The 25,688-nt window shown below is 69.6% G+C and carries 27 protein-coding genes and 4 pseudogenes; 21 read left to right on the forward strand and 10 right to left on the reverse strand.

Annotated elements, in window-relative coordinates; genetic code table 11:
* The first annotated feature begins 69 nt into the window (after positions 1-69).
* The 9 genes and pseudogenes from A6P39_RS00960 to A6P39_RS01000 form a co-directional block, all read left to right on the forward strand.
* Entirely contained in the window at positions 70-1,743 is a 1,674-nt protein-coding gene (locus tag A6P39_RS00960; protein WP_275883766.1) for an NAD-dependent malic enzyme, read from the forward strand.
* Positions 1,740-3,221 (forward strand): class II fumarate hydratase, encoded by a 1,482-nt coding sequence (gene fumC / locus A6P39_RS00965; RefSeq protein ID WP_067047483.1) that lies wholly within the window; start codon positions 1,740-1,742, stop codon positions 3,219-3,221. Before A6P39_RS00960 ends, fumC begins: the two co-directional genes overlap by 4 nt.
* Before the next feature lie 576 nt (positions 3,222-3,797).
* Complete coding sequence (locus tag A6P39_RS00970) at positions 3,798-4,352, forward strand: hypothetical protein (RefSeq protein ID WP_234378955.1); 555 nt, start codon at positions 3,798-3,800, stop codon at positions 4,350-4,352.
* A complete protein-coding gene (locus A6P39_RS00975) occupies positions 4,313-5,014 on the forward strand; it encodes a hypothetical protein (protein ID WP_234378954.1) in 702 nt (233 codons plus the stop codon). Before A6P39_RS00970 ends, A6P39_RS00975 begins: the two co-directional genes overlap by 40 nt.
* Positions 5,015-5,233: 219 nt before the next feature.
* Positions 5,234-6,328 (forward strand): LLM class F420-dependent oxidoreductase, encoded by a 1,095-nt coding sequence (locus A6P39_RS00980; RefSeq protein WP_234378953.1) that lies wholly within the window; start codon positions 5,234-5,236, stop codon positions 6,326-6,328.
* A gap of 69 nt (positions 6,329-6,397) precedes the next feature.
* Positions 6,398-7,976, forward strand: a pseudogene (locus tag A6P39_RS00985) (IS1182 family transposase).
* Between the two features lie 786 nt (positions 7,977-8,762).
* Positions 8,763-9,491, forward strand: a complete 729-nt coding sequence (locus tag A6P39_RS00990; protein WP_067039885.1) for a hypothetical protein — start codon at positions 8,763-8,765, stop codon at positions 9,489-9,491.
* A 350-nt stretch (positions 9,492-9,841) separates the two neighbouring features.
* The gene (locus A6P39_RS00995; protein WP_067039888.1) at positions 9,842-10,099 is read left to right on the forward strand and encodes a hypothetical protein; all 258 of its coding nucleotides are present in this window, start codon (positions 9,842-9,844) and stop codon (positions 10,097-10,099) included.
* 105 nt (positions 10,100-10,204) lie between these two features.
* Positions 10,205-10,437: pseudogene (locus A6P39_RS01000) on the forward strand (transposase); the annotation flags it as partial.
* 33 nt (positions 10,438-10,470) lie between these two features.
* Here A6P39_RS01000 and A6P39_RS01005 read toward each other — a convergent pair.
* Both A6P39_RS01005 and A6P39_RS01010 read right to left on the reverse strand, forming a co-directional pair.
* Entirely contained in the window at positions 10,471-10,905 is a 435-nt protein-coding gene (locus A6P39_RS01005) for a VOC family protein (RefSeq protein WP_067039892.1), read from the reverse strand.
* Between the two features lie 635 nt (positions 10,906-11,540).
* Positions 11,541-11,735: a hypothetical protein gene (locus A6P39_RS01010; RefSeq protein WP_067039894.1), complete on the reverse strand. Its 195-nt coding sequence runs from the start codon at positions 11,733-11,735 to the stop codon at positions 11,541-11,543.
* Positions 11,736-11,943: 208 nt separating this feature from the next.
* Here A6P39_RS01010 and A6P39_RS01015 point away from each other — a divergent pair, with 208 nt between their 5' ends.
* Complete coding sequence (locus A6P39_RS01015) at positions 11,944-12,192, forward strand: helix-turn-helix domain-containing protein (RefSeq protein ID WP_067039928.1); 249 nt, start codon at positions 11,944-11,946, stop codon at positions 12,190-12,192.
* 274 nt (positions 12,193-12,466) lie between these two features.
* Positions 12,467-12,781 carry an integration host factor, actinobacterial type gene (gene mihF / locus A6P39_RS01020; protein WP_067039897.1) on the forward strand — a complete coding sequence of 105 codons (315 nt, stop codon included), beginning with the start codon at positions 12,467-12,469 and terminating at the stop codon, positions 12,779-12,781.
* Between the two features lie 176 nt (positions 12,782-12,957).
* Here mihF and A6P39_RS01025 read toward each other — a convergent pair whose 3' ends face one another.
* The 3 genes from A6P39_RS01025 to A6P39_RS01035 form a co-directional block, all read right to left on the reverse strand.
* Entirely contained in the window at positions 12,958-13,488 is a 531-nt protein-coding gene (locus tag A6P39_RS01025) for a hypothetical protein (protein ID WP_067039900.1), read from the reverse strand.
* 2 nt (positions 13,489-13,490) lie between these two features.
* Positions 13,491-14,048 carry a helix-turn-helix domain-containing protein gene (locus A6P39_RS01030; RefSeq protein ID WP_067039903.1) on the reverse strand — a complete coding sequence of 186 codons (558 nt, stop codon included), beginning with the start codon at positions 14,046-14,048 and terminating at the stop codon, positions 13,491-13,493.
* Positions 14,049-14,390: 342 nt separating this feature from the next.
* Positions 14,391-14,975 carry a DUF6262 family protein gene (locus A6P39_RS01035; protein WP_067039906.1) on the reverse strand — a complete coding sequence of 195 codons (585 nt, stop codon included), beginning with the start codon at positions 14,973-14,975 and terminating at the stop codon, positions 14,391-14,393.
* A 239-nt stretch (positions 14,976-15,214) separates the two neighbouring features.
* Here A6P39_RS01035 and A6P39_RS01040 point away from each other — a divergent pair, with 239 nt between their 5' ends.
* The 3 genes from A6P39_RS01040 to A6P39_RS01050 all read left to right on the forward strand — a co-directional run bounded on the left by A6P39_RS01040 (position 15,215) and on the right by A6P39_RS01050 (position 16,779).
* Entirely contained in the window at positions 15,215-15,388 is a 174-nt protein-coding gene (locus A6P39_RS01040) for a hypothetical protein (protein ID WP_159395942.1), read from the forward strand.
* A 231-nt stretch (positions 15,389-15,619) separates the two neighbouring features.
* The gene (locus A6P39_RS01045) at positions 15,620-16,078 is read left to right on the forward strand and encodes a Crp/Fnr family transcriptional regulator (protein WP_067039909.1); all 459 of its coding nucleotides are present in this window, start codon (positions 15,620-15,622) and stop codon (positions 16,076-16,078) included.
* 44 nt (positions 16,079-16,122) lie between these two features.
* Positions 16,123-16,779, forward strand: coding sequence for a CBS domain-containing protein (locus A6P39_RS01050; RefSeq protein ID WP_067039912.1), 657 nt, complete (start codon positions 16,123-16,125; stop codon positions 16,777-16,779).
* Between the two features lie 82 nt (positions 16,780-16,861).
* On the opposite strand, the pseudogene A6P39_RS01055 reads toward A6P39_RS01050, so the two are convergent.
* Positions 16,862-17,026, reverse strand: a pseudogene (locus A6P39_RS01055) (amino acid permease); the annotation flags it as partial.
* Between the two features lie 687 nt (positions 17,027-17,713).
* Here A6P39_RS01055 and A6P39_RS01060 point away from each other — a divergent pair.
* From A6P39_RS01060 to A6P39_RS01070, 3 genes are all read left to right on the forward strand, one after another.
* Positions 17,714-18,991, forward strand: coding sequence for a vanadium-dependent haloperoxidase (locus tag A6P39_RS01060; protein ID WP_067039914.1), 1,278 nt, complete (start codon positions 17,714-17,716; stop codon positions 18,989-18,991).
* A 157-nt stretch (positions 18,992-19,148) separates the two neighbouring features.
* A complete protein-coding gene (locus tag A6P39_RS01065) occupies positions 19,149-19,598 on the forward strand; it encodes a multicopper oxidase domain-containing protein (RefSeq protein ID WP_199840682.1) in 450 nt (149 codons plus the stop codon).
* 191 nt (positions 19,599-19,789) lie between these two features.
* Positions 19,790-20,629, forward strand: a complete 840-nt coding sequence (locus A6P39_RS01070; RefSeq protein WP_199840683.1) for a multicopper oxidase domain-containing protein — start codon at positions 19,790-19,792, stop codon at positions 20,627-20,629.
* A gap of 396 nt (positions 20,630-21,025) precedes the next feature.
* On the opposite strand, the gene A6P39_RS01075 is transcribed toward A6P39_RS01070, so the two are convergent.
* Positions 21,026-21,637: a sulfocyanin-like copper-binding protein gene (locus tag A6P39_RS01075; protein ID WP_067039916.1), complete on the reverse strand. Its 612-nt coding sequence runs from the start codon at positions 21,635-21,637 to the stop codon at positions 21,026-21,028.
* Positions 21,634-21,909 carry an SHOCT domain-containing protein gene (locus tag A6P39_RS01080; protein WP_234378734.1) on the reverse strand — a complete coding sequence of 92 codons (276 nt, stop codon included), beginning with the start codon at positions 21,907-21,909 and terminating at the stop codon, positions 21,634-21,636. Before A6P39_RS01080 ends, A6P39_RS01075 begins: the two co-directional genes overlap by 4 nt.
* 319 nt (positions 21,910-22,228) lie before the next feature.
* Here A6P39_RS01080 and A6P39_RS01085 point away from each other — a divergent pair.
* From A6P39_RS01085 to A6P39_RS01095, 3 genes and pseudogenes are all read left to right on the forward strand, one after another.
* Positions 22,229-22,434 (forward strand): annotated as a pseudogene (locus A6P39_RS01085) (hypothetical protein); the annotation flags it as partial.
* A gap of 351 nt (positions 22,435-22,785) precedes the next feature.
* Positions 22,786-23,355 (forward strand): hypothetical protein, encoded by a 570-nt coding sequence (locus A6P39_RS01090; protein ID WP_067039919.1) that lies wholly within the window; start codon positions 22,786-22,788, stop codon positions 23,353-23,355.
* Between the two features lie 33 nt (positions 23,356-23,388).
* Positions 23,389-23,760, forward strand: a complete 372-nt coding sequence (locus A6P39_RS01095; protein WP_159395943.1) for a hypothetical protein — start codon at positions 23,389-23,391, stop codon at positions 23,758-23,760.
* A gap of 123 nt (positions 23,761-23,883) precedes the next feature.
* Here A6P39_RS01095 and A6P39_RS01100 read toward each other — a convergent pair whose 3' ends face one another.
* Positions 23,884-24,600 carry a class I SAM-dependent methyltransferase gene (locus tag A6P39_RS01100; protein ID WP_234378733.1) on the reverse strand — a complete coding sequence of 239 codons (717 nt, stop codon included), beginning with the start codon at positions 24,598-24,600 and terminating at the stop codon, positions 23,884-23,886.
* 91 nt (positions 24,601-24,691) lie between these two features.
* Between A6P39_RS01100 and A6P39_RS01105 the strand changes: the two genes are divergently transcribed.
* Entirely contained in the window at positions 24,692-25,042 is a 351-nt protein-coding gene (locus tag A6P39_RS01105) for a DUF6233 domain-containing protein (RefSeq protein ID WP_079133145.1), read from the forward strand.
* Between the two features lie 225 nt (positions 25,043-25,267).
* Here A6P39_RS01105 and A6P39_RS01110 read toward each other — a convergent pair whose 3' ends face one another.
* Positions 25,268-25,672, reverse strand: a complete 405-nt coding sequence (locus A6P39_RS01110; RefSeq protein ID WP_067039925.1) for a hypothetical protein — start codon at positions 25,670-25,672, stop codon at positions 25,268-25,270.
* Between the last annotated feature and the right edge of the window lie 16 nt (positions 25,673-25,688).

Here is a 25,688-nt window from a genome sequence, read left to right on the forward strand (position 1 = left end):
CGCATGGAGCGTGTCCGCGCAGTAACCCCGGGCAGTGCCGACTCGGCTTTCGCACAGAGGGAGATCGTCATGACCGACAGCCACGCGCGGACCCCAGCCATCCCCGGCGTCCTCGTCGATCCGCTGCGTAACCGCGGCGTTGCCTTCACACCTGAGGAACGGGAAGCCCTCGGCCTCACGGGGCGCCTGCCCTCCGCAGTGCTCACGCTCGACCGGCAGGCTCAGCGTGCCTACCAGCAGATGCAGGCTCAGAGCAGCGACCTCGCCAAGAACGTGTACCTGGAACAGCTGCACGACCGCAATGAAACCCTGTACTTCAAGGTACTCACCGAGCACTTGGCCGAACTGCTGCCGATCGTCTACGACCCCACCGTGGGCGAAGCGATCGAAAAGTACTCCCACGAGTACCGACGCCCGCGCGGCATCTTCCTGTCCGTCGACCGGCCCGACGACATGGAGAAGGCCTTCGCCACGCTTCAACTCGGGCCCGAGGACGTCGACCTGATCGTGTGCACCGACGCGGAGGAGATCCTGGGCATCGGGGACTGGGGTGTGAACGGGATCCAGATATCGGTCGGGAAGCTCGCGGTCTACACCGCGGCCGCGGGCATCGACCCGAGCCGTGTCGTTCCCGTGTCGCTGGACGTGGGTACGGACCGCGTATCGCTCCAGGAGGACCCGCTGTACCTGGGCAACCGGCATCCCCGCGTCCGTGGCGCCGACTACGACTCGTTCATCGAGAAGTACCTGGAGACGGCGTCGTCCGCGTTCCCCGACGCGCTCCTGCACTTCGAGGACTTCGGTCCCAGCAACGCACGGCGGATCCTGGAGCAGTACGGCGGCCGCTACCGGATCTTCAACGACGACATGCAGGGCACCGGAGCCATCACACTGGCCGCGGCCCTGTCCGCCGTCAAGGTCAGCGGTGTGCGGATGCGTGAGCAGAAACTGGTCGTCTTCGGCGCCGGGACCGCCGGCGTGGGCATCGCCGACCAACTGCGCGACACGATGATCCGCGACGGCGCGGACGCGGAGCGCGCCGCCGCACAGGTGTGGCTCGTCGACAAACAGGGACTGCTCATCCGGGACATGACCGACCTGCGCGACTTCCAGCAGACCTACGCGCGTGATCCGGCCGAGATCGCGGACTGGGAGCGGAGCGATGGTCAGATCTCACTGCTGGAAACGGTGCGCAGGGTCGAGCCGACCATACTGCTGGGCACCTCCACCGCGCACGGCGCGTTCACGCGTGAGGTCGTCGAGGCCATGTCCGAGGGCACCGAGCGGCCGATCATCTTCCCGATCTCCAACCCCACCTCCCGGATCGAGGCCATGCCCGCCGACGTCATCGCCTGGTCCAGGGGGAAAGCGCTCGTCGCGACCGGCATCCCCGTCGAGCCCGTCGAATACGACGGCGTGACCTACCGGATCGGTCAGGCCAACAACGCGCTGCTGTACCCGGGTCTGGGCCTGGGCGCGATCGTCTCCGGTGCGTCCCAGGTGACCGCGGGCATGCTGCTCGCGGCCGCGCAGGCGGTCGCCGACCAGGTCGACCCCTCGGGGCCGGGCGCCTCCCTCCTGCCGGCAGTGGACGACCTGCGGGAGTCGTCCGCGATCACGGCGACCGCGGTGGTGAAGGCGGCGCTCGACGACGGCGTGGCCACCTCCAAGCCGGTCGACATCGAAGAGGCTGTCCGCCAGGCCATGTGGCAGCCGGTCTACACCGACGGAGCAGCGGCATGAACACGGAACACTCCGCCGACGACCGGGCCGGGTCGGCCGCTCAGGACGAAGCCCCGCGGATCCGCGACATCCCCATCGGCCTGCACGCGTCCGGCTCCCGGCGGGAGACCGACTCCATGGGCGCCATCGACGTTCCCGCGGACCGCTACTGGGGTGCCCAGACGCAGCGGTCCCTGATCCACTTCTCCATCGGCGACGATCGGATGCCCAAAGCGGTCTACCACGCCTACGGTTACGTGAAGAAGGCCGCCGCCTCCGTCAACGGGCGCGCCGGACGGCTGCCGGCCTGGAAGGCCGACCTGATCCAGCGGGTGGCCGACGAAGTCATCGCGGGCGAACTGGACGATCACTTCCCGCTCTACGTCTGGCAGACCGGCTCCGGGACCCAGTCCAACATGAACACCAACGAGGTGATCAGCAACCGCGCCATCCAACTGGCCGGCGGCGAACTGGGCAGCAAGTCCCCGGTCCACCCCAACGACCACGTCAACATGGGACAGTCCTCCAACGACACCTTCCCCACCGCCATGCACATCGCTGCGGTCAAGGAGATACACGAACACCTGCTGCCCGCCGTGCGGGCGCTGCAGCATGCCATCGAGACCAAGGCACGCCAGTGGCACGACGTGGTGAAGATCGGCCGCACCCACCTGGAGGACGCCGTCCCGCTCACCGTGGGACAGGAATGGTCCGGCTACGCACACCAGTTGCACCAAGCCGTCGCCCGGGTCACGACATCCGCCGAGGGCCTGTACGAACTCGCCATGGGCGGGACGGCGGTCGGCACGGGGCTCAACGCCCCGCCCGGATTCGGCGAGCAGGTCGCGGCCGAGATCGCCGAGGCGACCGGGTACCCGTTCACCACCGCGCAGAACAAGTTCGCGGCCCAGGGCGGCCTGGATGCCATGGCCGGCGCGTCCGCCGGGCTGCGCGCCCTGGCGGTGCCCCTGATGAAGATCGCCAACGACATCCGGTGGCTGGCCTCCGGCCCCCGCTGCGGCCTCGACGAACTCATCCTCCCGGCGAACGAGCCCGGTTCCTCGATCATGCCGGGCAAGGTCAACCCGACCCAGTGCGAGGCCATGGTCATGGTCTGCATCCAGGTGCTGTCCGAGGACGAGGCCATCGCCTTCGCCGGCACCCAGGGCAACTTCGAACTCAACGCCATGCGCCCGGTCATCATCAACAACTTCCTGCACGCGGCCGGCATCCTCGCCGACGCCTGCACCAAGATGCGCGAATACTGCGTTGAGGGCATCCAGCTGAACCGGGACCAGATCGACGCCTACGTCGACCGGTCCCTCATGCTGGTCACGGCCCTCTCTCCCGTGATCGGTTACGACAAGGCCTCCGCGATCGCCCACAAGGCCGACGACGAGGACACCACCCTGCGTTCCGCCGCACTGGCTTCCGGTTACATCAGCGCCGAGGACTTCGACCGCATCGTCCGGCCCGCCGCCATGGTCGGTCAGGCATAGAACAACACGCGGCGGGGCCGCCTGCGCGTGGAGGCGCCCCGGTCGACGACGCCTACCGGCGGCAGATCGGCAGCCCAGCCGCACAGCAGGCCCTCGCGCGCTACCTGGACAGCCTGGAAGGCATGCCGAAGGAAAGCCCGCTCGGGGCAGCTCAATGTGCTGGGTACCTGCGGAGCACGGCGCCGACGACGACCGCCACTGTGGAGGCGGCGGGGCCCATGGTGGTTGCATGCACCGGTGCGCACCCGTGGCTGCTCCAGCCGTGGTGAGCCGCGCTCAAGGGGTCCACGGTGGAGGGAGCGGCGGATCACAAGCCGCACTCGGCGTTTGTCCAGGGCCATGCAACCTCCAGCCGTACTGGAGACGAGATCCGCCTCCGGTCAGTGCCCTGCCACACTGCCGGGCGCCCGACTGACTGACGGTATCTCCCGCCACTGACAAATGCGGGGGGGGTGCTGAGGCGTTGGGACCCACTGGGTTCGGCGCGCCGCTGCGCAGACAGTTGCCTCAGGGGGAAGTCCGAAGTGCACCTCCCCTCCTACTGTGGAGACCGTCACCGCAGGGATAGTTGGGGTCATGGCGCTCTTCGCCGCAGTGGCCCTCGGCGCCACCGAGGTCTACGTCCTGCAGGTCGGCCACGTCGAGCGCCCCCTCTCCCCGCCACGGGCTCCCTGGCAGGTGGCGCTGGTGGCGTTCGAGATCGCTCGCAGACACCGATTCGCCCGCGACATCGTGGACCCGCCGCCCGGCGTCACGGTCCGCGTGCTGCCGTCGGGCTCCGGCCCCGAGGAGGGCCCGGCCACGCTGCGACCGCTGCGGTACCGCAGCTCCGGCCGGATCGCCGAACGCATCGAGCGCGCCTACGCGGCCCCCTCCCGCTACCCGTTCTCAGCGCACCATGACCGGTGCGGGTGCGCATCGAGGACTTCCGGTGCGGCTGGCCGGCGCGGTGGTCACCGGGTTGCGCCGTACCACCACGATCACGCTGCTGCTCGCCCTCGTCCCCGCGGTGGCCGCGCTCCTCGTCGCCGCAGGCGTGCCCTGCGTGCCGGTCTCGCTCGCCACACGCCACACGCGGTGCGTGGCGGCTGGTGCGGATCGCCGGGTTCGCCCTGCTGTATCTCCTGGTGAACCTGCCCGGGCTGGTGGCCGCCGCCAGCCTGTGGGCGCGACGCGTGCCCGCCCGGCGGGACCACGGGAAGCGGCGCGCCGCGGCGGCCGCGGACGCGTTCGCGGTGCTGGAGAGGGTGCTGCGGCTGCTACCGCGTGCGGGCGAGCGGCTCTTCCGCCTCCGGGGGGAGGTGACGCCCCCGCTTCCAGTCGCGCACGGACACACGGCGGCGCCGGTCCTGGTGTTTGCGGGGGTCGGCGACTCCTTCCTGCTGCTCCCGACACTGCTCAGCGAGGCCGGGCCGCGTCCCCACACCGTCCTGAAGCGCGCCCTGCGTGCCGACCCCGCTATCGATGTCCTCATCGGGCGGGTCCCCCACTGCTTCCTTCCGCCCCTCGATGGGCGGGCCGAGAACGCGATGGGGGATCTGGCGGCCGGGCCGGGCCCGGGCGACGCGCTCGTGATCTTCCCGGAGGGCGGCAACTTCATGCCGCGCCGCCGCCGACGCGCGATCGCCTCGCTACGCCGACGGGGGCTGCCGCGCCGGGCGTCCCGCGCGGAACGCAACCCGCCGGCCGTGTCCCGCCGGGCGACGACGCCCGCAGCGAGTGGCTGCTCGGCCAGTGCTCGCGTCGACCGCTGGATCGCCGACCGCGCCACCCCGGACACGACGCACGCGTGAGGCCGGGCCGTGCGCGCGCCGGCGCCCCTGCGGACCGCGGGAGCCGCGCCGCAGCACCCGGCTCCTGACATGCGCCGATGGGCTGACGGCCGTCGAGTCGCACGCGGTCCGCCGCGGTCAGGAGCACGACGCGGCGCCGCACCCGATCCACCGGTCGTTCGGCCACATCGTCCCGGCGCGGGCGCGCCGCCCGCTTACGGTGCCGCCAGGAGGTGGGCGATGCGAGTGGGGTTGCACGCGCTCGGTATCGGTGACGGTGCCCGTCCCGAGGTCATCCGGGCGGTGGCCACGGCCGCGGAGGCGCACGGCTTCGCGAGGCTCTGGTGCGGCGAGCACGTGGTGCTCGTGGACGGGCCCGCCTCCCGCTACCCCTACTCCGCGGACGGCCGGATCGCCGTGCCCGCGGACGCCGACTGGCTGGACCCGCTGCTCGCCCTGAGCTTCGCGGCAGCGGTCACCAGCCGCATCGAGTTCGCCACCGGCGTGCTCCTGCTGCCCGAGCACAACCCGGTCGTCGTCGCCAAGCAGGCCGCCACACTCGACGTGCTCTGTGCCGGACGGTTCAGTCTCGGGGCAGGGGTCGGCTGGTCGGCCGAGGAGTTCGCGGCGCTCCGGGTCCCCTTCGCCGGGCGCGGGCGGCGCATGGAGGAGTACCTCGCCCCGATGCGCACCCTCTGGGCCGAGGACCCGGCCTCCTTCGCGGGGGAGTTCACCCGCTTCGAGGCCATCCGGGTCAACCCCAAGCCCCTGCGCGGCGGCCGACTCCCGGTCGTTGTCGGTGGCAACAGCGATGCCGCCCTGCGCCGCGCGGCCGCGCTCGCCGACGGCTGGTACGGCTTCAACGTCCCGGCGGCCGACGTGCCCGCCCGTATCGCCGTCCTCGCCCACGCGTGCGCCCGCAGCGGCCGCGCCTTCGACGAGTTCACGGTCGCCGTCGCCCTGGGCGACGGCACCCCCGAGCACCTGCCCGCGCTGGCCGCTGCGGGCGTCACCGAACTCGTCGTCGGCGCGCCCCCGCCGGGTACGGACGCGGCGGGCGTCTGGGGCGCCGAACTCGCCCGGACGTGGCTTCGCCCGTGGCCGTGGCCGACGGATGGCTTTCCGCAGCCGTGCGTTGATCGACTCGATCAGGTTCGTCGAGTAGAGGGTGAGCGGAGCCTGCGCTTTTCGGCGAAGCCGGGCAGGAGCGGTAGTCCTGTCGAGCCCAGGGGGCGGTGGGTGGGCGCACAGGACGGTCAGGCAGGTGACGGGGATGGCGGGGAGCCCCGCCGACGCGTCCTGAGCCGCGGTGTATCGGCTGCGGCCTTCCGCTAGAAGGGTCATGAAGATCTTGGGGTTCTGGCCCCGCCGCGTGAACGGCGGGGCCAGACTCGTTTCGTGGTGATGGGGGAATGGGCCGGGGAGACGGTCGGACCGGATGTGTGGGAGACCTGCCGGGAGTTGATCCCGGCGGGGAGTGTGTTCGCGTTTCTGGCCGAGCACCGTGGTGCGCTGTTTCCGGCTGAGATGTTCGCGGACATGTACCCGTCGGCGAACGGGCGGCCGAGCATGCCGCCGCAGATCCTGGCCGCGGCGATCACGCTGCAGTCCCTGCACGGGCTGTCGGACTTCGAGACGGTCCAGGAACTGCGGTGTGACCTGCGATGGAAGGCCGCCTGCGGACTCGGTCTGCATGACATGGCGTTCGATCCGTCGTTGCTGGCCTACTTCCGGCGCCGGCTATCGCGTTCGCCCCGGCCCAACCGGGTGTTCGAGGCGGTGCGGGAGGTCGTGAAGGCCACCGGCGTGCTGAAGGGCAAGCACCGGCGGGCGCTGGACTCCACCGTGCTGGACGACGCGGTCGCCACCCAGGACACCGTCACCCAGCTCATCGCCGCCGTCCGCGCGGTGATCCGCGAGGTCCCCGGGGCCGGCGAGGTGGCCGCGGTGCAGTGCACCGCGCATGACTACACCGATCCCGGCAAGCCCCGTATCGCCTGGAACGACGAACAGGCCCGCGCCGCACTCGTCGACGCTCTGGTCACCGACGCACTCAGGCTGCTGGGCCACCTGCCCGAGCAGGAACTGGGCGAGAAGGCGGCCAACGCACTCGGCCTGCTGGCCCTGGTCGCCGGGCAGGATGTCGAGCCGGCCGAGGACTCCGACGGCCGCGACGGACGCTGGCGCATCAGCCAGGGGACCGCTCCAGGCCGCGTCGTGTCCACCGTCGACCCCGAAGCCCGCCACATCCACAAGACCCGCACCCACCAGCAGGACGGATACAAAGCCCACCTGGCCATCGAGCCCGAGACCGGCTTATACACCGCCGTGGCTCTGCGGCCCGGCGCCGGAGCCGAGCACCACGAGGCCACCGTCGGCCTGGACCTGCTGGCCGACGAGGAGAACCCGGTGGACGCCTTCGGCGACACCGCCTACTCCGCCACGACACGCGCCAAGCCCTCCACCAGGCGGGACACCGGCTGTTCTTCAAACCCGCCCGCTACGGCCCGCCGTCCCCGGCGGCTTCACCCTGGACGACTTCACCATCAACACCACCGCCGCCCTCGTGACCTGCCCCGCCGGGCACACGGTCCCCCTGTCGGACCCCGGCGGACAGCACCACCAGCGCAAGGCCGCCTTCAAGGACCTGTGCACCCGATGCCCGCTGCGTGAGCGGTGCACCAAGGCCAAGGCCGGCCGCATCCTGACCATCCGCCCCCACCACGACCTCCAGGCCGCGGCCCGCCACCAAGCCGCCACCGACCCGGACTGGCAAGCCGACTACCGGCGCTGGAGACCACCGGTCGAACGAGCCGTCGCCTGGCTCGTCCAGCACGGCAACCGCCGCCTGCGCTACCGCGGAACCATCAACAACAACACCTGGCTCCACACCCGAGCCGCCGCCCTCAACCTCCGCCGACTGATCAACCTCGGACTCACCCACACCGGCGGCAGCTGGCAACTCGCCCCGGCCACCGCATAGCAACAGGGGCTGCCCGGCCTCCGGCCGGACAGCCCCCCACCAAGATCTTCATGAGGCTTCTAGGCCCGCAGCCCGCCGGATCCATCCCTCAGCGTGATGCGTACTCGATGTACAGGGGCGTCGCCAGAATGCTGCCGGATTTATCCACGGCAAGGATCCGTGCAACCCCCGCAAGCCGTACCGGTGGTGTCCACCCATCGGCAGGCGGCGCCTCGATTTCGCACAGCAGTGTCACGGATGAACCCCACTCCCCAACACCCCGCTACTCCCAGGACCCCGGGCGCACAGGCGCACACGCCTCCTCACAGGGACAGTCCTGCGACCAGGGCGGGCGCGTCAGACCTGCGCGAAACTGTGGACCCTGCCCCGGGGCAGTTGCGGCGCCGTCCGGCGTGTTTACCGCACCGATTCGCCAGGCTGGCGACACCCGCCCTCGCGGGAGGGCCGGCTCACCACTGTGCGATCTCGTGCCGGGCTGCACGACAAACAGGCCCTGGCGCAGCCGCCTCCCGTAACACGGATCAGTCATGGCTTTCGTAGCGACACGCAGCCAGCGGAGGGTGAGCAGGCGTCAGCAGTTCATCCGGGGGGGCTAATGGTCATTCAATCTGCCTGGTCTTCGAGCTGCTTCACATTCTGACGGTGCACCAGGCAGGGCCGTATATACCCCGGTCGGCCCCCTGCCGCACAGCTTTCGATATGACCCGGTATGACAGCTGTGAGTACTTTTGGTCGCAGTCGGCTGACGAGCCGACATCTCCGAGACATCCAGACAGGAGAAGCGACATGAAGCTCGCTCGTTCCACCATGGTGGCTGCAGGTCTCTCGTCCGCCGCGGCGCTCGCCGTGACCGGCATCACCTACGCCTCGGCGGCCTCCGCCCCGGCGCCCCAGGCGGTCCCGGCCGCCGCCTCGGCAGCACCCTTCGGCGGCGACTCCGGACAGAACAAGGCCAACAACAACGAAGGACAGGGCAAGGGCAACGAAGGAAAGGGCAACGAAGGCCGGGGCGAGCGGCGCGAGGAAGGCCGGCGCCACGAGGACAGAGGCCGGATCGAAATCAACGAGCGGTCCTACTCCGCCCACCCCGGCGACTGCATCACCGTCGTCAGCGGCCTGGGCGCCAAGACCCTCAACATCCGCAACGACAGCCACAAGCGCCTCGAGGTCTTCCGCGGAGCCGTCTGCGACAACGGCGCCCCCATCGCCACCGTCGGCCCCTGGAGCTCCTCCGACGGCGTCTGCCCGACGATCAAGGACGAGGACGAGAAGAAGAACGGGAACGAGAACGAGAACTGCGAGGAGCGCGAGCACCACGAGAACGGCGAGCACGACGAGAACGGCAAGCACGACGAGAACGGCAAGCACGACGAGCAGGGCGAGCACCACGAGAAGGGCGAGGACGGCGTGAAGGTCAAGAACGGAGTCGTCGCCAGCTTCCGCGTGGTCTGCGACCACGACGACCGCGGTGAGGGCGGCGAAGGCGGCTGGGGCGGCGAGGGCGGCCGGGACTGACCCCGAAGCCGAGCAGCCCAATACGGGGCCCCGGCCCGCCGGAATCGGGCCGGGGTACTCCCATCTCATTGTCCGACAACCCACGCGCCATGCGCGCACCACCGGCCCGGACACCAGACATCACACCCCTGGTGCCCGGGCCGACGCTCTTTCCCTTGTTGGTCGATCCACCTGGGGATATCCATCCCGAACGCTTCCCGCGGGCACAACTGACCGCGCCCTCGCCAAACGTTTTCCCTCCCGGCGTTTCCACCGCCCCGAACGGGTGAGAAAACGCGCCGGCGGAACGGACGAGGACGTATGCACGGACACGGGCACAGGCGGCCCATCACCGCCCGTACGATGATCGCGTGACAGCCCGCCGCGCCCTCGGCGCCGGTCCCCAGGCCCCCCAGAACATCCCCGCCGCCCAGGCCGACCTCCTCGACACACTCCCCGGGATCCGCCTGCCCGACCCCGACCAGCTACAGGCCCGCGGAGCCCTCGGCGCCCACCCGACGGCACCCCCCGCATCCCGGCGGACCCTCGGCACGGGCGGCCACGCCAACGCGCACGTCAGCGACCCCACCCATCCTCAGCACCCCACCAGCAAAAACTCCCCGCCCTGACATGCCGTCACTGACACCCACCCACTGACACCAAACCGGCACATCGCAGCTCAGCCCGCACACCGTGGGGATTGTCGACAGGAAACGACCCCAGCGGCCGTCCGCAAGGACACCGTGTTGATCGTGGACGGCCCCCTGGTTCCCACCCGCGACCACATCATCGCCGAGCAGTCGAAGAACTATCGGTACTCCACCAACCACCAGGTCGTCATCGACGCCGACTCCCAACGCGTCGTCGCCGTCGGCCGCTGCCCGGCAAGCGAAACGATTGCAAGGCGTGGGAACTTTCCGGTGCGAAGGCCGCCGTCGGCCGGGCCACGGTCATCGCGGACGAGGGAGGTGGCTCCCCGCCTCCCCGGCTCGAAGGATGTTCAGTCGATACAGAACTCGTTGCCCTCGATGTCCAGCATCGGGATGCACGACTCGTTTTCCTCATCGGCATACAGCGTTTGCACGTGGGTCGCACCGAGCGCGACCAGTCGTGCACACTCGGCTTCGAGCGCGGCGAGGCGCTCGTCCCCCACGAGCCCGATGCCGACCCGGACGTCGAGATGCACCCGATTCTTGACGATCTTGCCTTCAGGGACGCGCTGGAAGTAGAGGCGCGGGCCCACGCCTGAGGGATCACTGCAGGCGAACCATGATCCCTCCTTCTCAGGAGGCAGGGTGCGGTTGAAATCGTCCCAGGTGGTGAACCCCTCAGGTGGCGGCGGCATGACGTACCCCAACACTTCACACCAGAAGCGAGCGAGGCGCTCGGGCTCTGCACAGTCAAAGGTGACCTGGAACTTTTTGATCTCTGACATCGGCGCACCGTACCGCGTACCAGAGGGACCCCGCCCCCCATTTCCCCAGGCGGATCCGCCCGCCACCCGTCACATCCTGGGCCGCCTTGGACACCAAGTGATCAAACCGAACAGTCCGGGAGAATGACGCGACCGTGGCGGTGGAGCGCCCCAGTGGTCCTCAGGATCCAGTCCTGACCTACCATCTTCAGGCCAAGATCAGTTGCGGGACAGCCCTTGGCCTGGGTTGGGGCTTGAGGAACATCCATGCCGGATCGTGCGATAGGCCGTTCTCTCGGGCGCGGCTACTGGGGACTGGACTGGACGTCGGCCCGCGCGTTGCGCTCCCCGGCGGGTCGGGCTGCGAACGCGACGCGGCGGTGGGCCCGGCGGAGCGCGCGGCGGGCCATGTACGGCGGCTCCCGCCTCGCTCCCTTCGGTCCGTGGGCGACGAAGGCCCTGGTCTTCCTTGGGACCAGGGTTTCGTGCGGCCGCAGGGCGGTGTTCCGTACGGCCCGTCGGGGTGGTGGACTGTGGCGCTGCCGGACCGGTGGGCCCAACCACGGTGTACCGGTCCGGCAGCTGGGGAGCGCGGCGCCGGGGGGACCCGCGGGCTCCCTGGGGAGGCGGTGGGGGTCGTTCCCGCACCGTGCGGGTCAGTGTCTGGGCCAGGGGTAGCGGCGGGCGAGGATCGTCCACTCCTCGTCCGGCCGGCCGGGGACGAGGCGGCCGGCCGTCTCCCACTGTCGGGCGAGCGCGGTGAAGATCGGCTCCAGCGCGGGGCGGGGACCTGTTTCGCTTGTGCTGCGCTGGCCGCCGATGGCGGGGGCGAGCCGCATCGTCGTGGTCACGGAGGGTTCAACGCGGCCTGGGCCGTCCGGGTCACCCATGGACGGTGCCGACTTCGCGCAGGGCGTTGGCGACGGCGCTGGGCGCGGCCCGCTGCTGGGCCGCTGCATTCGTTTCTGACCGTGACGCCGCGTTGAATCCGTGGCCCTGACGCTCTGGTTCGTCAAGCTGAACCCGGCCTTCGGCTGCCGGAGACCGGGCCGATGCGCGATGATCACCACTTCGGATGTCGAACGGCGAAGCAGGGGACGAGTCATAGCCACAGGCGCACGGATCACCGGCGAGGCGCGCGACAGGCTTGCGAGCGAGCTGAAGAAGGCGTACGAGGGCGGGGCGAGCATCCGCGCCCTGGCCGAAGACACCGGGCGTTCCTACGGGTTCGTCCACCGCATCCTCACCGAGGCCGGCGTCAGCCTGCGCAACCGGGGCGGCGCACCCCGGAGCCGACCCGGCGCCTGAACACCGAACGCACCCGTGTCGGTGCCACCGGGGCCCGCCCGTGCCGTGGACGATGCATCTCATACCCCTCCCAACACCCTGCCCCGCCGACCTGATCCCGGACCCGACGGGCCAGGAACTCGCCGAAGAGCACCGCGACGGCCGGGAAACCGTCCTGAAGACCTGGACCAAGGAGCAAGGCGAAGCCCTCAAACCCTCATAAGTGCTGGTCAAAGCCCCTGGCCCGCGGACATGATGGAGCCGTTCAATGCCGCACAACCGTAAGGACCCCGTCATGGCTCTTCCTCCGCTCAGGCCCGAACAGCGCCGGGCCGCGCTCGACAAGGCCGCCGCCGCACGCAAGGAACGGGCCGAGGTGAAGGACGCCCTCAAGCACGGCAGGACGTCCCTTGCCGAGGTACTGGCCAGCGACTCCGCGGCCATCCGCAAGATGCAGGTCCGTGCCCTGCTCGAATCGCTCCCCGACATCGGCAAGGTCCGGGCCCAGAAGCTCCTCACGGAAGTGGGGATCTCCGAAGCCCGCCGCATCCAGGGTCTGGGCATCCAGCAGCGCGAACGCCTCCTGGAACGGTTCGGGCCGCTGGGCTGACCAGTGCGCCCGGTGGATGACGACGGCCCTGACGCCGGGCACGGGTCAGGGCCGTCAGCCACACGAGTTCCCGGCACAGGGGCCGGAGGAAGACACGGGTCGTCGTCTCCAACGCAGCCCGTCCCCGGAAGGTCACGTCCGCCCGGGACCGGGATCCGAACACGCCGAGGCAGCTGTCATGCCGCCGGGCGCTTCCACGCCCACATCGAGGGGCCGTGTTCCTTCAGGGCCTTGCACACCGCGTTGACCAACGACTGCGGGTTGACCGAGGAGACGGTCTTGGCCTGCGACCACTCCAGCGCGTACACGAACAGATCCCGCACGTGGTCCGCGGCCCCGGGATCGCCGGCCGCCGCAGTGAACAGCGCGTCGAACGACTCCGGGTCCTGCGAAGACCAGGCGGACATCAGCCGCAACCTCAGCGCGCGAGCCGGCGGCACCCGTTCGTACAGGCTCTCGGTCTGCTCCATGGCCTCGGCCAGGGGCTTGCCGGTCACCCACTCGTTGCCGGTGACCAGGGTGAGGTTGTCGACGAACGCCGCGGCGGTGCGGGCCATCGCCTGCAGGTCGTGGCTCTGCAGCGCGATCATCGCGTCCAGGCGCCGCCGGGCCTGCTCCGCCTCGGCGACGGCCGCCTGGAAGTAGACCTGTGCCAGTTGGTGGGCATCCGCCTGTCGGAGATCTTGACGAATGAGAGCGGACGGCACGGCTACTGCTCGCGCAGGCGTCTGCCCAGTTCCTCAATCATGGCGACGCGGTCGGGGTCCCGCTCGCGCAACTGCCGCCACCGTTCCTCCCGTTCGGCACTGTAGTGCTCCCGCGTGTGCTGTTCGGCGGCCAGGAGCCGCTCGGCGGTGACGCCGAAGAGGGGCGGCGCCCACTCCTGCCAGGCGATCCATCGATCCTGGGCGTGGTCGTAGCGGCTGGAGCTGAGCCGACCGCGGTGGCCAGTCGTCTCCGGCTGCCGGTAGGTTTCCTCGGCCATGCCGAGCGCCTGGGCCATCGCGGCGCGGCTGCGGCCGGTGAACACCCGCAGATGCGCCAGCAATTCGTGTTCGACGGAGCACAGGTCGGCCGGGGCGACGCCGACGGCAGCGGCCAGCTGAACGAGCGTCTCGGGCCGAGGGGTCCGAGAGCCCGCCAGGTAGAGATTCACCGCCCGCTCACTCACCCCGGCCGCTCGCGCGATCTGTGCCACCGAGGCGCCAGCGGCATCTCGGGCCGCGCGGAGCTTCGCCGGATCGAAGCCGTACTCCGTCTCACTCACATGCAGTTCATACCCCCGATCTCGGGAGGTTCGTTCACCCTGAACGAACCTCGACCGATAGGCGTGGGTGGAAGTTTGTTCAGGGTGAACGAACCGTCATACTGCGATGTGCCGTCTTCGTGGCAGTGAGCCAGCTGGGGATGCACCGCTCCATGACAGCCGCGAGATCGCGAGTACCACTGCCGTGTCAGTGGCGAGCACCGCCACGGGCTGACGACCAGCAGGAACACGGTTACTCCCGCTCAACAGTGACCCTCTGCTTGTGTTACGGGGAGTACTGCTGAGATTGGTAGTTGGCCCTCGGCTCTGTCCACCGGGCCGGTGGACAGAGCCGAGGGTGGGTCAGGTCGCTGACCCCGGGGTGGTGAGACGGACTTCGAGGTCAGCGATGCGTCGGTCCTGGAAGCGGAGGTTGGAGCGGGCGGCCTGAAGCCGCTCGTCGAAGGCACGGTTGTCGGCCGTCCGCTGCCGAACCCTCTGTTTGAGGGTGGTGTTCTCGGTGGTGATCCACTGGATGGCCTCCTCGGTCCATTCGGCGTGCAAGTCGCGCATCTGGCCGAGGAGTTCGCTGATGCGGGTGCGCTGGATAAGGATCTCGGCCTGCGCGGCCTTGAGACCCTCCTCGGCATTCAGAGCACGTTCGCGCCAGGTCGCCTCGCGCCCGTTGTCCTGGTCTGCGAGCATCTGGGTCCGGCGTTCTCCAGCCTCGGCCATCGCCGCGGCGACAGCGGTTCTGGCCTCGGCGTTGTCGTAGAGGAAGGTGCGCGAGACGTCCGCTCGGCCGGCGGCGGCTACACTGATCTGGGCTTTCTCGCGTCGGAGCCGGGCGATGGCCTGGTGGACGCGCTCAAGGGCGGTCTCGGTCTTGCGGCGGCGGGCGGCCAGGGCCGCAGCGGTGCGAGGTTCGGGGACGGTGGCGGTGTTCATGCGGCCGGCGGCGTTGCAGCAATTGCTTCGTCTCTCGGCTTCGTCCGCGGGTTCCAGGGCTCTGGCCCAACTTCGGTCGTGCTATGTCTGGCACCGGACTACCGTCAACTCGGTGGTCACGACCCGGCGGCGGAAGCCGTTACGGGCCAGCCGGCGCAGGTAGCCGCAGTGGTCGAGGTGCGCGTGGGCGATCACGAACAGGCGACCAGGGTCCTGGCGCGATCAGCAACTTGCTGCCGGTGACCGAGCCGGACGCCACCGAGAAGGGTCAGCAGCGCGGGCTGGGGCCGTACGGACCGGCCGTGTGCATCGGCAACACGCTCAGTCGTCATGTTCTCGCGCTCCTCGTGTTCATCGTCGTATTGAGGCCGATCGGCCCTGGTGGGTCGGCGGCGCCGGTGGTGTGCTGGTAGTGGCGGGAAGGACTCGTTGGGATGCGGAGAGCGGCTGGCAGCCGTGCACCGCGCGATCCGGACCCGCGAGAAGCGGGTGGCCCTTCCCGTCCGCCTTGCCATGACCAGCGTGCGGGAGCAGCTGGTCCAGCGTATGGGCCAAAGAACCCGAGCCGGGTCCGGGCGGCCCGTGGCGCGCGTACGCAAGGGCGCGCACGCTGGGATCAGCAACCCATGAAGGGAGCCGGTGCGATGACCTCCGCAACCACCATGACCACGGCTCTTGAGCCTGTGCACCGCGAACGGCTGATGGGCCTCGCCCGTGAGGTCTCCTTCCCGGCCGGTACCCGCCTGTTCGAGGAGGGGCACCGGGCCGACCGGTTCTGGATCGTGCGCACCGGCACCGTCGCCCTCGACCTGCACGTGCCCGGTCGGCGCCCCGCCGTCATCGAGACGCTCGGACACGACGAGCTGGTGGGCTGGTCCTGGCACTTCCCGCCGCACATCTGGCACCTCGGGGCCGAGGCGATGAGCCCGGTACGGGCCTGGGAGTTCGATGCCGAGGCGGTGCGCGCGATGTGCGCCACCGACGCCGAGTTCGGGCGGGCCGTAGCGGTGTGGGTGGGACGCGTGGTCGCTCAGCGGCTGCACGCCTCGCGTGTCCGACTGCTCGACCTCTACGCTCCGTACGGCAGCGGAGGCCTGACGTGACCGCCCGAGCGCCCGGCCCTGCCGGGGAATTCGAGGAGAAGAGCATGGACAGCAGCCCGCACCGGGTGGGCGACGTGATGACGCGCGCCGCCGTCGCGGTGGGCCGCAATGCGCTGTTCAAGGACATCGTCGAGCGCATGGAACAGTGGCAGGTCAGCGCCCTGCCGGTGCTGGAGGGCGACGGCCGGGTGATCGGGGTGGTCTCCGAGGCCGACCTGCTGCCCAAGGAGGAGTTCCGGGACAGCGATCCGGACCGGTTCACCCAGCTGCGCCGGCTGCCCGACCTCGCCAAGGCCGGGGCAGTCTGCGCCGAGGAGCTGATGAGCACGCCGGCCGTCACCGTCCACGCGGACGCGACGCTCGCCGAAGCGGCCCGCATCATGGCTCCGCGGCACATCAAACGGCTGCCCGTGGTGAGTTCCGAGGGCGTCCTCGAAGGCGTGGTCAGCCGCGGCGACCTGCTGAAGGTCTTTCTTCGCTCGGACAACGAACTCGCCGACGAGATCCGCCGTGACATCGTCGACGTCCTCTTCCCGGCGCCGATCGAGCCCATACACGTGATGGTCACCGACGGCGTCGCGACCCTGACCGGGCGCGTCGGTGGGGAATCTGCTCGGGTCGACCTGGCCACGCGCCTGATCCGGGGGGTGGAAGGCGTCGTGGGGGTGGACTGCCGTCTCACCGCCGCCGACGTGGTATGACCCTTCCGCGGTATGACCCCTCAGTGGCATTTGGAGTCAGCGACAGCCGTCAGCGTCACCCCTTGCCCCCGCTCGGATTCCTGGCCAGCCCCACGAGCAGTCCCGAGCCCGCCGCCCGCGCGGCCGGCGCCAGGGCGGCGAAGACCCCCGCACCGATCATCGAGCCCAGCCCGATGACGACGGCATCGAAAACGCCCAGCCTCCGCTCCAGCACAGCAGTTCCACCGCTCTGCGACGCCTGGCTCACTCCACACCACCATCTGCCGACATCCGGGATCCCGAGACCCTGTCGGGGATGAACAGCAGGTCGCGTGCATCGTGCTCCTCGACCTCCGAAGATCCGATCGGAGTTGTCCTCGCTCCCGAAGACGGTCACAAACCGGACACTAGTCGGCCGGGCATGGTCCTGCTGACGGTGGCAGCGGCTGCATGTGCCTGCCGGCTTTCCGCTTCCAGTCTCCGGCCGTGTCCGACACGGCCGGTGTTACAGCAGTTCCGCGTACGCTGCCGCCACATACGACCCGGGTCTGTGACCGCGATGCCTGAGTTGCGGCGCGGATCGGGGCCCGGCAGGCTGTAGCTGGCGATCGTCCTTGATGACGTGAGGAGGTGATCGGGTTGCAGAATCATGCGCGCCCGTTCAGCCCTCCAAAACGTTGGTGTGGGTGACGTGTGCCGCCTTAATGGCCGGTGTCCCGGTGAGTCCGGTCGTGATTCTGCAACGACCGGTCCAGCCCAGGTATCAACCGGACGAGACCCGGCTTCGCAATCCCCGTCCCGCTCCGGAGCGGATGCGCGGAGTGCTCCTTTGTGACGTGCACCAGGGACACACCGTTCGATCCGTGGTGTCCGCTGACCAGGTGGTCGGCCGTGACCCAGACGTGTACGGCAACGGTCGCCACGACCTGCCGCCGGCGACAAGGAGCAGCAGAGCATGGGTGGAAAGCAAAAGACACTCGTCATGCTGGCCGGAATCGCGCTGGCAGCCGGACTCACCAGCCCCGCTTTCGGGTCCGGCGCCGCTCACTCGCCGGCCCCGGCCACCGCGGCCACGAGGTCAGGGACCTCGGTCGTGGAATGGAACCGCGAACTCATCACCATCCTGAGCGATCCGAAGGCGCAGCCGGCCACCATCCAACCCACGCGCAGCTTCGCGCTCCTTCAGGCTGCCGAGTACGACGCAGTGGTGTCGATCACCCGGTCCGGCCCCGCCTACAAGTTCTCGGTTTCGGCACCGCGAGGCGCTCGTCCTGATGCCGCGGCGGACCAGGCAGCCCACGATGTGCTGGTCGCCCTGTACCCGGCCGAACGCGCAGGCGTGGACCAGCGGCTGAGCAGCCAGTTGTCCGCGATTCCGGACGGCCCGGACAAGCAGGCGGGTATGACGGTGGGAGCCACGGTCGCCCGCCGGCTGATCAGCCTGCGGTCCCACGACGGGTCCTCGGCGAAGCCGCCTCGCTTTCGCCCCGGCGACAAGGCCGGTGACTACCGGCCCACCCCTCCGGACTTCCCGACACCGGTGTTCACCAACTGGGGCTCGGTCAAGCCGTTCGTGCTGACGAGCGGACGCCAGTTCCGCCCGGCACCGCCACCAGCCGTGAGCAGCGCCGAATACGCCACCGCCCTGAACGAGGTCAAGAACCTGGGGAGCAAGACCGGTAGCGCCCGCACCCCCGATCAGACAGCAGCCGCGAAGTTCTGGGCGGCGGCGCCCGTCTGGAACGTCTGGAATCAGATCGCGCAGAACCTCGTCACTTCCCAGAACGCGAGCTTGGACCGGGCGGTGAAGGTCTTCGCCCGGCTCGACCTGTCCCTCGCCGACACCACGATCGCGATGTACGACGCCAAGTACGCCTACCGCGTGTGGCGGCCCGTCAGCGCCATACGGCTCGGCGCTACGCACTACAACCCGCACATCGTCGGCGATCCCCACTGGACCCCCCTGCTGACGACCGCCCCGGACCCGTCATATCCCAGCGCCCACGCCGCACTCAGCCAAGCGGCGGCAACCACGCTCACCAGGCTCTACGGCGCGCGGCATCGTCTCGCAGTGACATCGAAAGGCACCACCCGAACCTATGCCGGCTTCCAGGACGCGGCCACCGAAGCGTGGCTCAGCCGGACCTGGTCCGGCCAGCACACCTCAATCGACAACCGCGCGGGCCGACAACTCGGCTTCCAGGTGGCCGACTTCGTGGCAGTTCACCTCTGACCGTCCCGCACCGGGGCGACATCGATGCGCAGCAGGGCGGCGGCCGGAGGCCGGCGGCAGCGGGAGCCCCGGCACCACTGCCAGGGCCACGCTGCACCTGGGAACCCCTGTCCGTTCCGAATCAGTCAGGGCGGGACGCGTAGAAGGGAGCGCAGCCGTGGCCATCTCTCGTCGTGACGTCCTCAGACTGTGTGGCGTGTCCGCGCTGGCCGGAGTCGGCACGGGCGGGGTCGCCGACCGCTACTCGCGGGCAGCGACGAGCGCTCCCGTTCCTCCGGATAAGGCGGACTACACGCTGCGGATCGCGACCGGACGTGTCGAGCTCGCGCCGGGCACGGTCGTGTCGACCACGACGTACAACGGCCAGTTCCCGGGTCCGCTGCTGCGGTTCACCGAAGGCCGCCCGGTCGTGGTCGACGTGCACAACGACACGGCCACCCCCGAGCTGCTGCACTGGCACGGCCAGCGGGTTCCGGCCGACGTGGACGGGGCCGTCGAGGAGGGCACCCCGTACATCCCCGCGCACGGGATGCGGCGCCTGGCGTTCACCCCCGGGCCGGCCGGCTTCCGCTTCTACCACACCCATGTGGCAGCACTCGGCGCCTGACCCGCGGCACGTACTCCGGACAGGCCGGCCCGGTCTACATCGAGCCGAAGACCAACCCCGGCTCCTACGATCAGGAAGCGTTCCTGACGCTGAAGGAGTTCGAGCCCTCCCTCAGCCATGGCGGGGACATCCCGCAGATCTTCCTGGCCGGCTCCCCGGTGCCGGAGCTGAGACGCAGGGGCGAGCAGGCCATGGCCGGCTCCCTGGCCCGGGGCGTGCCGCGCGGGTACGAGGTCGGCTACCGCGCAGTCGGCGTCAACGGCCGCAAACTCGGGCACGGCCCTCCGGTCAGGGTCAGGACCGGACAGCGCGTGCTGTTGCACGTCCTCAACGCCAGCGCCACCGAGATCCGCAGCCTCGCCCTGCCCGGCCACACCTTCAAGGTCGTCGCGCTCGACGGCAACCCGGTACCCCGCCAGGCCGACGTACCAGTGCTGTGGATCGGCACCGCCGAACGCGTCTCGGCCGTCGTGGAAATGAACCACCCGGGTGTCTGGGTGCTCGGAGACACGTCGGACGACGACCGGAACGCCGGCATGGGCACGGTCGTGGAGTACGCCGACCGCAGCGGCACTCCGCGATGGAACGCGCCACCCTCACTCACTTGGGACTACCGCACTTTCGCCGACGCCGGCTCCACGAATCAGCGACCCGACCACACGATCGACCTGCTGGTGGAGAAACGCAACGCCGCCGAGAAGGGATTCAACATCTGGCCCCTCAACGGCGTCCCCTTCTCCCTGGACACCGACAGGCCGGTGCTGGACGTCGAGCGCGGCAGGCGGTACCGGATGCGGCTGCGCAACGCCTCCGACGACATCCACCCGCTCCACCTGCACCGCCACACCTTCGAGGTCACCCACATCGCCGGCACCCCGACCCGCGGCCTGCGCAAGGACGTCGTCATGCTCGGCGGCTACCAGACCGTTGCCCTTGACTTCACCGCCGACCAGCCGGGACTGTCCCTGTTCCACTGCTACCAGCAGCTCCACATGGACTACGGCTTCATGATCCTGCTGCGCTGCTCCTGACCATGCCAGGGCGCTGGCCACCTGCCAGAGAGTCAAGGTGCGCACCGGCACGCCGAGTGCTCCGGCCACCGGATCGAGGGCGGCGTGCACGACCGGCATGAACCGTCGGAGCAGGACCACCGTGGCGTACCCGTAACGGTCCAGCCATACTTCCGCTTGGCCCGTCCCAGCCCGAAGGCGGTGGATGCGCACTCCGGGGAGAGAGACGCGGCGGAGCGCACGACGACCCGGCTGGCAGCAGCAAGGTGTCGCGGGGCAGTAGAAAGCCGCCGCTTTGGCCGCCGTTACAGGCCCGCATCACCCTGCTCTCGACCGGACCGGGATAGCGGCTTCCCGCTGAATCGGGCGACCATCGGGAACCCTCTCCGGCAGACCCCTACCGCTGGTATGGCCCACTCACCGAGCGACGTCCAGTTCCGTGTACATCCCAGCCGCGTAGTGACCCGGGACATTGCACAGCAGCTCGTAGCGACCCGGTCGCAGCGTGACCGTGGTCCAGGCAGCCGCACCAGAGGCGATGCCGTCTCCAGCGCCACTGCCACAGGTGCGGGACGCCTCGCCAAGGCTGCCGGCTTCCGATACCCGGCCGTCGGAGCCGATGGCACGTTGTCCTGCGGCCTGCCTCGCCGGCAGCGGCAACACGATCGCCTCGTGTGTGAGGGTCCCCGCGTTGATGACGCGCACTGTGACCTTTCCTGCCGGAACGGTCGAAGGGTGGGCTACCAGGCGCATCATGCTCATGCCGTACCAACCTGGGTGGCCGTTGTTCGGCGCGGGCCAGTTCGGGCCCCGCATCATGCGTCCCGTGTCCCACACGGTCACGTCGACCGCACTGCCTGTCGCGGCCGGCGCGGCGCATCGGGCGTCCTGCGCTCGCCAGGGCGCCGGTCCCGCCGTGTGAAAGGCGCCGGACGCAGCCATCAGACTTGTCGTGGCGAGGCCCAGCACCAGGGCCGCCGCGGCGATGGCGATCGCCGCCCAGACCTCTCGGCGGCTATGCGGGTTCATCGGTGCTCCCGAAGCAGCGCGAGCCGGCGTTTGTAGTCGTCCTCGTCGATCTCCCCGCGCGCAAACCGCTCGGCGAGGAGGCTCTCGGCCCGTCGCTCCTGCCAGTCGCCAGCGCCAGGCGGTGGGGGCGAGCCCGGCTGGTGATGACGGGCACCGGCGAGGTAGCGGACGAGTGCGACGAGGCCAACGATCAGGACGGCCCAGAACAGCACCATGAACACCGTCATGATGATCCAGCCACCCCAGCCCCATCCGTCGCCGTACCACATCATGCCGATCACTTCCCTCGGCTGATTGCTCCAGCGCTACCAGGATGGATCAGTGAGACCTCAGTCGAACTGGGCCACAGTTCCCAGGTATAGGGCCGGTGGGCCCAACGCCTGATCTGGACCGGCGAAGCCACGTGGCGCTGATCAGGCGAAACAGCACTACATGTTCGGCCTCCTCCGCCCCCCACCTGAAGAGCGCGATCGCGCGGGATCTCTACGACCGGGCACGAACGGTCGCCCCACCATCCCTGGTGCTTTGAGCGCGATGGGCCGTCGGGCTGGGCAGTCAAGGCCATGATGACGAAGGACTGCCCCCTATTGGATGCCTTGCTGCCACCGTTCTCATCTGGTCCAACCGGCAGACGAAGGGGCACCGACCGTGGCTCAGCCGAACACCGACAACCAGCCCAAAGCACCGCTGATCGCCCTGGAATGCACGACCCTGCTGGTCGCCGCCTCATCGTCCATGACAAAGCCGCCAACCGCGTCGTCCTCCTCCAGCACAGCCAGAACGGCAAGTTCGCCGAGGAGAGGGAGCGTCAGGCCGTGGCACGGGCACACGTCTCTCGGGCCCCGGTCCGGACGCCGGGGGTGAAGCCGGCACTTGAGTAACCGGGGTCCGAGAATGCAGCCCGGTTCGGAGAGCAGAGTTGAGCATTGGGCACGTCCGCCCATGCGAGTGTTTGCAGTCTGGGCTTGATCTGGAAGTGTGTCACCTGGAGACGGCCCGACGGGCCGGGCTTCGCCTGCTCTCCGAGGGCGAAGCAAGGCCGCTGCGGGCATCGCTCCGGCATGCCCGCAGCGGTGTATTGCTCGTCTGAGCGGCCTGCGGCTGCCTGGGGGGCCCGTACGCGTGGCTTGGAGCGGTCACGGTGCGTTGTGCGGGCGGATGAAGAGCAGGGCGATGTCGTCGTGGCGGGGCGCGGATTGTCCCCGTTCAAGGGAGCCTCGCCGACCGCCACCGTGGTCGCCGCGGCAACGCAGCCCCCGCCGCCGATGAAGAAGGCCGACGGCCTCGAACTGCTTATCTCCGGCCTGTTGAACAAGGCCCCCGACAAGCGGCTGGGCGCCCTTGCCGCGCTGGAGAAGCTATCCAGTTGGCGCATCGCCACGAAGGAGATGCCGAAGCCGACCGCTGCCCCCGGCAATCTCCCGAACCGGGTATCGTCCGGCGTCGCCCGAGCAGATCCGAGACCGCATCCCACGAAGCCGCAGCCGAAGCCGCAGCGCCCCATCCAGCCGTCGGACATGGCCGCTGTCCGGACATTGCGAATCTGGGCAGGCGCCCTGGGCTTTATGACACTTCCGCTCATGATCGGCGGCTTTGCGGCTGGTATCAATGGGCAAAACGACCTTGGCATCGCCCTGATCGTCATGGCCGCGGTCGATTTCTTTGTCGTTCTGCCCCTCATCGCATATGCCGTCCACAGGCGAGAAAAGAGCTGGTGACCTGGTCTTTCAGTCGGGATGCGGGGGTGCGTCGTGTCCGCGGTTGAGCTGGGACATGAACTCCCGGTTGGCCGCGCGGGCGGCGGCGAGGTCGTCGTCACGGTCCTGGAGCGTGAGTTCCAGGTCGACGACCTGCTGTTCGAGGGTGGTGATGCTGGCCTGGAGCTGTTCGGTGTCGTCGGGGCAGCCAATGCCGGACTCGCGCCAGACCTGCTCGCCCAGGATCTCGCTGAGGCGGGCTTCGAGACGCCGGATGTGTCCGGCAAGGCGGGCGGTGCGGGCGTCAGCTGCCGCCAGGCCGGCTTGGAGCGACGCCCGGCTGACGGCTGGACCCCGGCCACCGGGAATCGTGGGCGGCTCGGCCAGCCTGGGCGTGGATCTTGTGATCGCTGCCGCTCATCCTGACGGCGGCCTTCGCCGCCGTGGGGGTCATGGGCCCTCTGATCGGCGTGATCGCCACCCGCCGGTGACTCGTGGCCGCCAGGCCGTGGTCGGGATATGACGCCCGGCCTCGCGAGCCCACCCGGATCAGCAGAACGGTCGGAACTCCTTGAAGTCCGGCGTCGGGCGCGGATCGGGCAGCCGGTACGCGCCAGTCCGCGGCCGACCGCTGGCCGCATCGGCGGTCCCGTCGGCCAGAGCGCCCGGTATCGGACGCCACCCCAGATTGGTCTCGAAGTACGCCACGGCAGCGGCGACCGATGGCCACCAGACATCGTCGAGCAGCACGACGCCGCCAGGTCGGACGATCTCGCCCAGGAAGTGGAGGTCGACGAACACATTGTGGAAGTGGTGGCTGCCGTCGACGAACGCCGCGTCCGCGGCGAAGCCCGCGTCGGCCAACCGGGCAAGGAACCGCTGCGATGGTTCGGTCACCAGCTCGGCGATGTCGTCCAGGCCGGCGCTGCGCAGCAGCTCCCACCCGACGCCGTCGTACGCCGTGAACTGGAACGGGTCGATCACCACATGCCGCGGCTTCCGTGAACCGGTGCGCAGCAGCGCCTCGCCGATCGCCAGCGCCGAGCTGGCATAGGCGAGTCCGATCTCAACGACCGTGCCGACTCGCTCGTCCACCAGGAGGTCACGTACCCGATCACCGTCACGCTCCGGCAGCGTGACGGTGGCGAAGTCCGGACCGCCATCGGGACTCCGCGGCGGCCCGTGCTCGGCGACCTCGCGGCGTACGGCGGCCACTCGATCCGGCCACTCGCCTGCGACTCCGTCCGGCTGCACGATCGAGTTCACCAGGACACTCCTTCTGCCTGAGGGCACGGGACGTGGCCAACTGTGACACTCAGAGCGGCCAATCGAAGCGCCCAGTCACAGGAGCGGGCAGGTGAACCAGCCGACCTCGCGTCTGGACATGCTGCGGTTCGCTCGCCGCGTCGTCGAGCAGCAGACCGCGCGGCAGCTCGCCCTGATCGACCGATGGATCGCCGACGAAGAACGACGCGAGCACGAGCGGCAGCAGGGCGCGGAGCGTCGGCCGCCGCAGCCGGAGTGGCTGATCCAGTACGGGCTCAACCGCAGCAACATCGACGCCGTACACACCGGCGACTGCTGGGCGGCCGCCAAGAGCGGACGGTGCCGACCGGCCACCCGGCAGCAGGCCCTCGATGCCCTGCGGCGCCAGGTACCGGCATGCCCCCACTGCCGGCCGGACACCGCCCTCGGCACCCCCGACTAAGCCAACGAAGACGAGCAGCTTTTCAAGGGGCGCGGAACGCCGACTACTTCCCTCCAGAGGTGTCTGGCGAAGGCGCCCTCGAAGGGGCCATAGTCCTCTTCGGGTGGGTCCATCCAACCCTCCGGGCGTGAAAGACGCGTTTTGCTGCTCGACTGCCCGGAAAGATCAGGTTCATTCCCCGGACGGGCGGCAGGCCGCAGCAGGCAGGAGCGCGGATCGGATCGGCTACTCGAGCGGGTCGGCACCGGGCACCGCGCGGGCCAGCGGCTGAAGGTCTCCGTACAGGGCGGCGTGGAAGGCGGCCGCGAGTTCACGGGCCCGCTCTTCGCTGCGCACGCCGTGCATCATGACGTACACCGGGCCCGCGTAGGCGTCCCACTCGATCTCACGGTTGCGGACCAGGCGCATGATCGCGGCCCGGACTGCATCGTTCACCGCCTCGTCGATCGTGTGGCCGGAGCCGGCGGTGAGCGCGTCCGCTTTGACGGACCAGCGCAGACGTCTCTCGGATTCGATGGCGACAAAGACCACCTGCTGCGCCATGGCCTGCCGGTACGCGGCGTGGAATGCGGCCGTGCCGGTGGCGTCCGGAGTGAGGTGAGCGGGGCAGGGGATCGGAAACTGCTGCACAACGGGAATCGTGACT

The sequence above is a fragment of the Streptomyces sp. FXJ1.172 genome (assembly GCF_001636945.3).
GTDB lineage: Bacteria > Actinomycetota > Actinomycetes > Streptomycetales > Streptomycetaceae > Streptomyces.

Excerpts from the sequence above, each read along its gene's own strand:
- A6P39_RS01060 (WP_067039914.1), top strand. The coding sequence starts at position 17,714 with ATGGGTGGAAAGCAAAAGACACTCGTCATGCTGGCCGGAATCGCGCTG.
- A6P39_RS01015 (WP_067039928.1), top strand. The coding sequence starts at position 11,944 with ATGATCACCACTTCGGATGTCGAACGGCGAAGCAGGGGACGAGTCATA.
- A6P39_RS01075 (WP_067039916.1), bottom strand. The coding sequence starts at position 21,637 with ATGAACCCGCATAGCCGCCGAGAGGTCTGGGCGGCGATCGCCATCGCC.
- mihF (WP_067039897.1), top strand. The coding sequence starts at position 12,467 with ATGGCTCTTCCTCCGCTCAGGCCCGAACAGCGCCGGGCCGCGCTCGAC.
- A6P39_RS01080 (WP_234378734.1), bottom strand. The coding sequence starts at position 21,909 with ATGATGTGGTACGGCGACGGATGGGGCTGGGGTGGCTGGATCATCATG.
- A6P39_RS01035 (WP_067039906.1), bottom strand. The coding sequence starts at position 14,975 with ATGAACACCGCCACCGTCCCCGAACCTCGCACCGCTGCGGCCCTGGCC.
- A6P39_RS01005 (WP_067039892.1), bottom strand. The coding sequence starts at position 10,905 with ATGTCAGAGATCAAAAAGTTCCAGGTCACCTTTGACTGTGCAGAGCCC.
- fumC (WP_067047483.1), top strand. The coding sequence starts at position 1,740 with ATGAACACGGAACACTCCGCCGACGACCGGGCCGGGTCGGCCGCTCAG.
- A6P39_RS00990 (WP_067039885.1), top strand. The coding sequence starts at position 8,763 with ATGAAGCTCGCTCGTTCCACCATGGTGGCTGCAGGTCTCTCGTCCGCC.
- A6P39_RS01050 (WP_067039912.1), top strand. The coding sequence starts at position 16,123 with ATGGACAGCAGCCCGCACCGGGTGGGCGACGTGATGACGCGCGCCGCC.
- A6P39_RS01070 (WP_199840683.1), top strand. The coding sequence starts at position 19,790 with ATGGCCGGCTCCCTGGCCCGGGGCGTGCCGCGCGGGTACGAGGTCGGC.
- A6P39_RS00980 (WP_234378953.1), top strand. The coding sequence starts at position 5,234 with ATGCGAGTGGGGTTGCACGCGCTCGGTATCGGTGACGGTGCCCGTCCC.
- A6P39_RS00960 (WP_275883766.1), top strand. The coding sequence starts at position 70 with ATGACCGACAGCCACGCGCGGACCCCAGCCATCCCCGGCGTCCTCGTC.
- A6P39_RS01045 (WP_067039909.1), top strand. The coding sequence starts at position 15,620 with ATGACCTCCGCAACCACCATGACCACGGCTCTTGAGCCTGTGCACCGC.
- A6P39_RS00970 (WP_234378955.1), top strand. The coding sequence starts at position 3,798 with ATGGCGCTCTTCGCCGCAGTGGCCCTCGGCGCCACCGAGGTCTACGTC.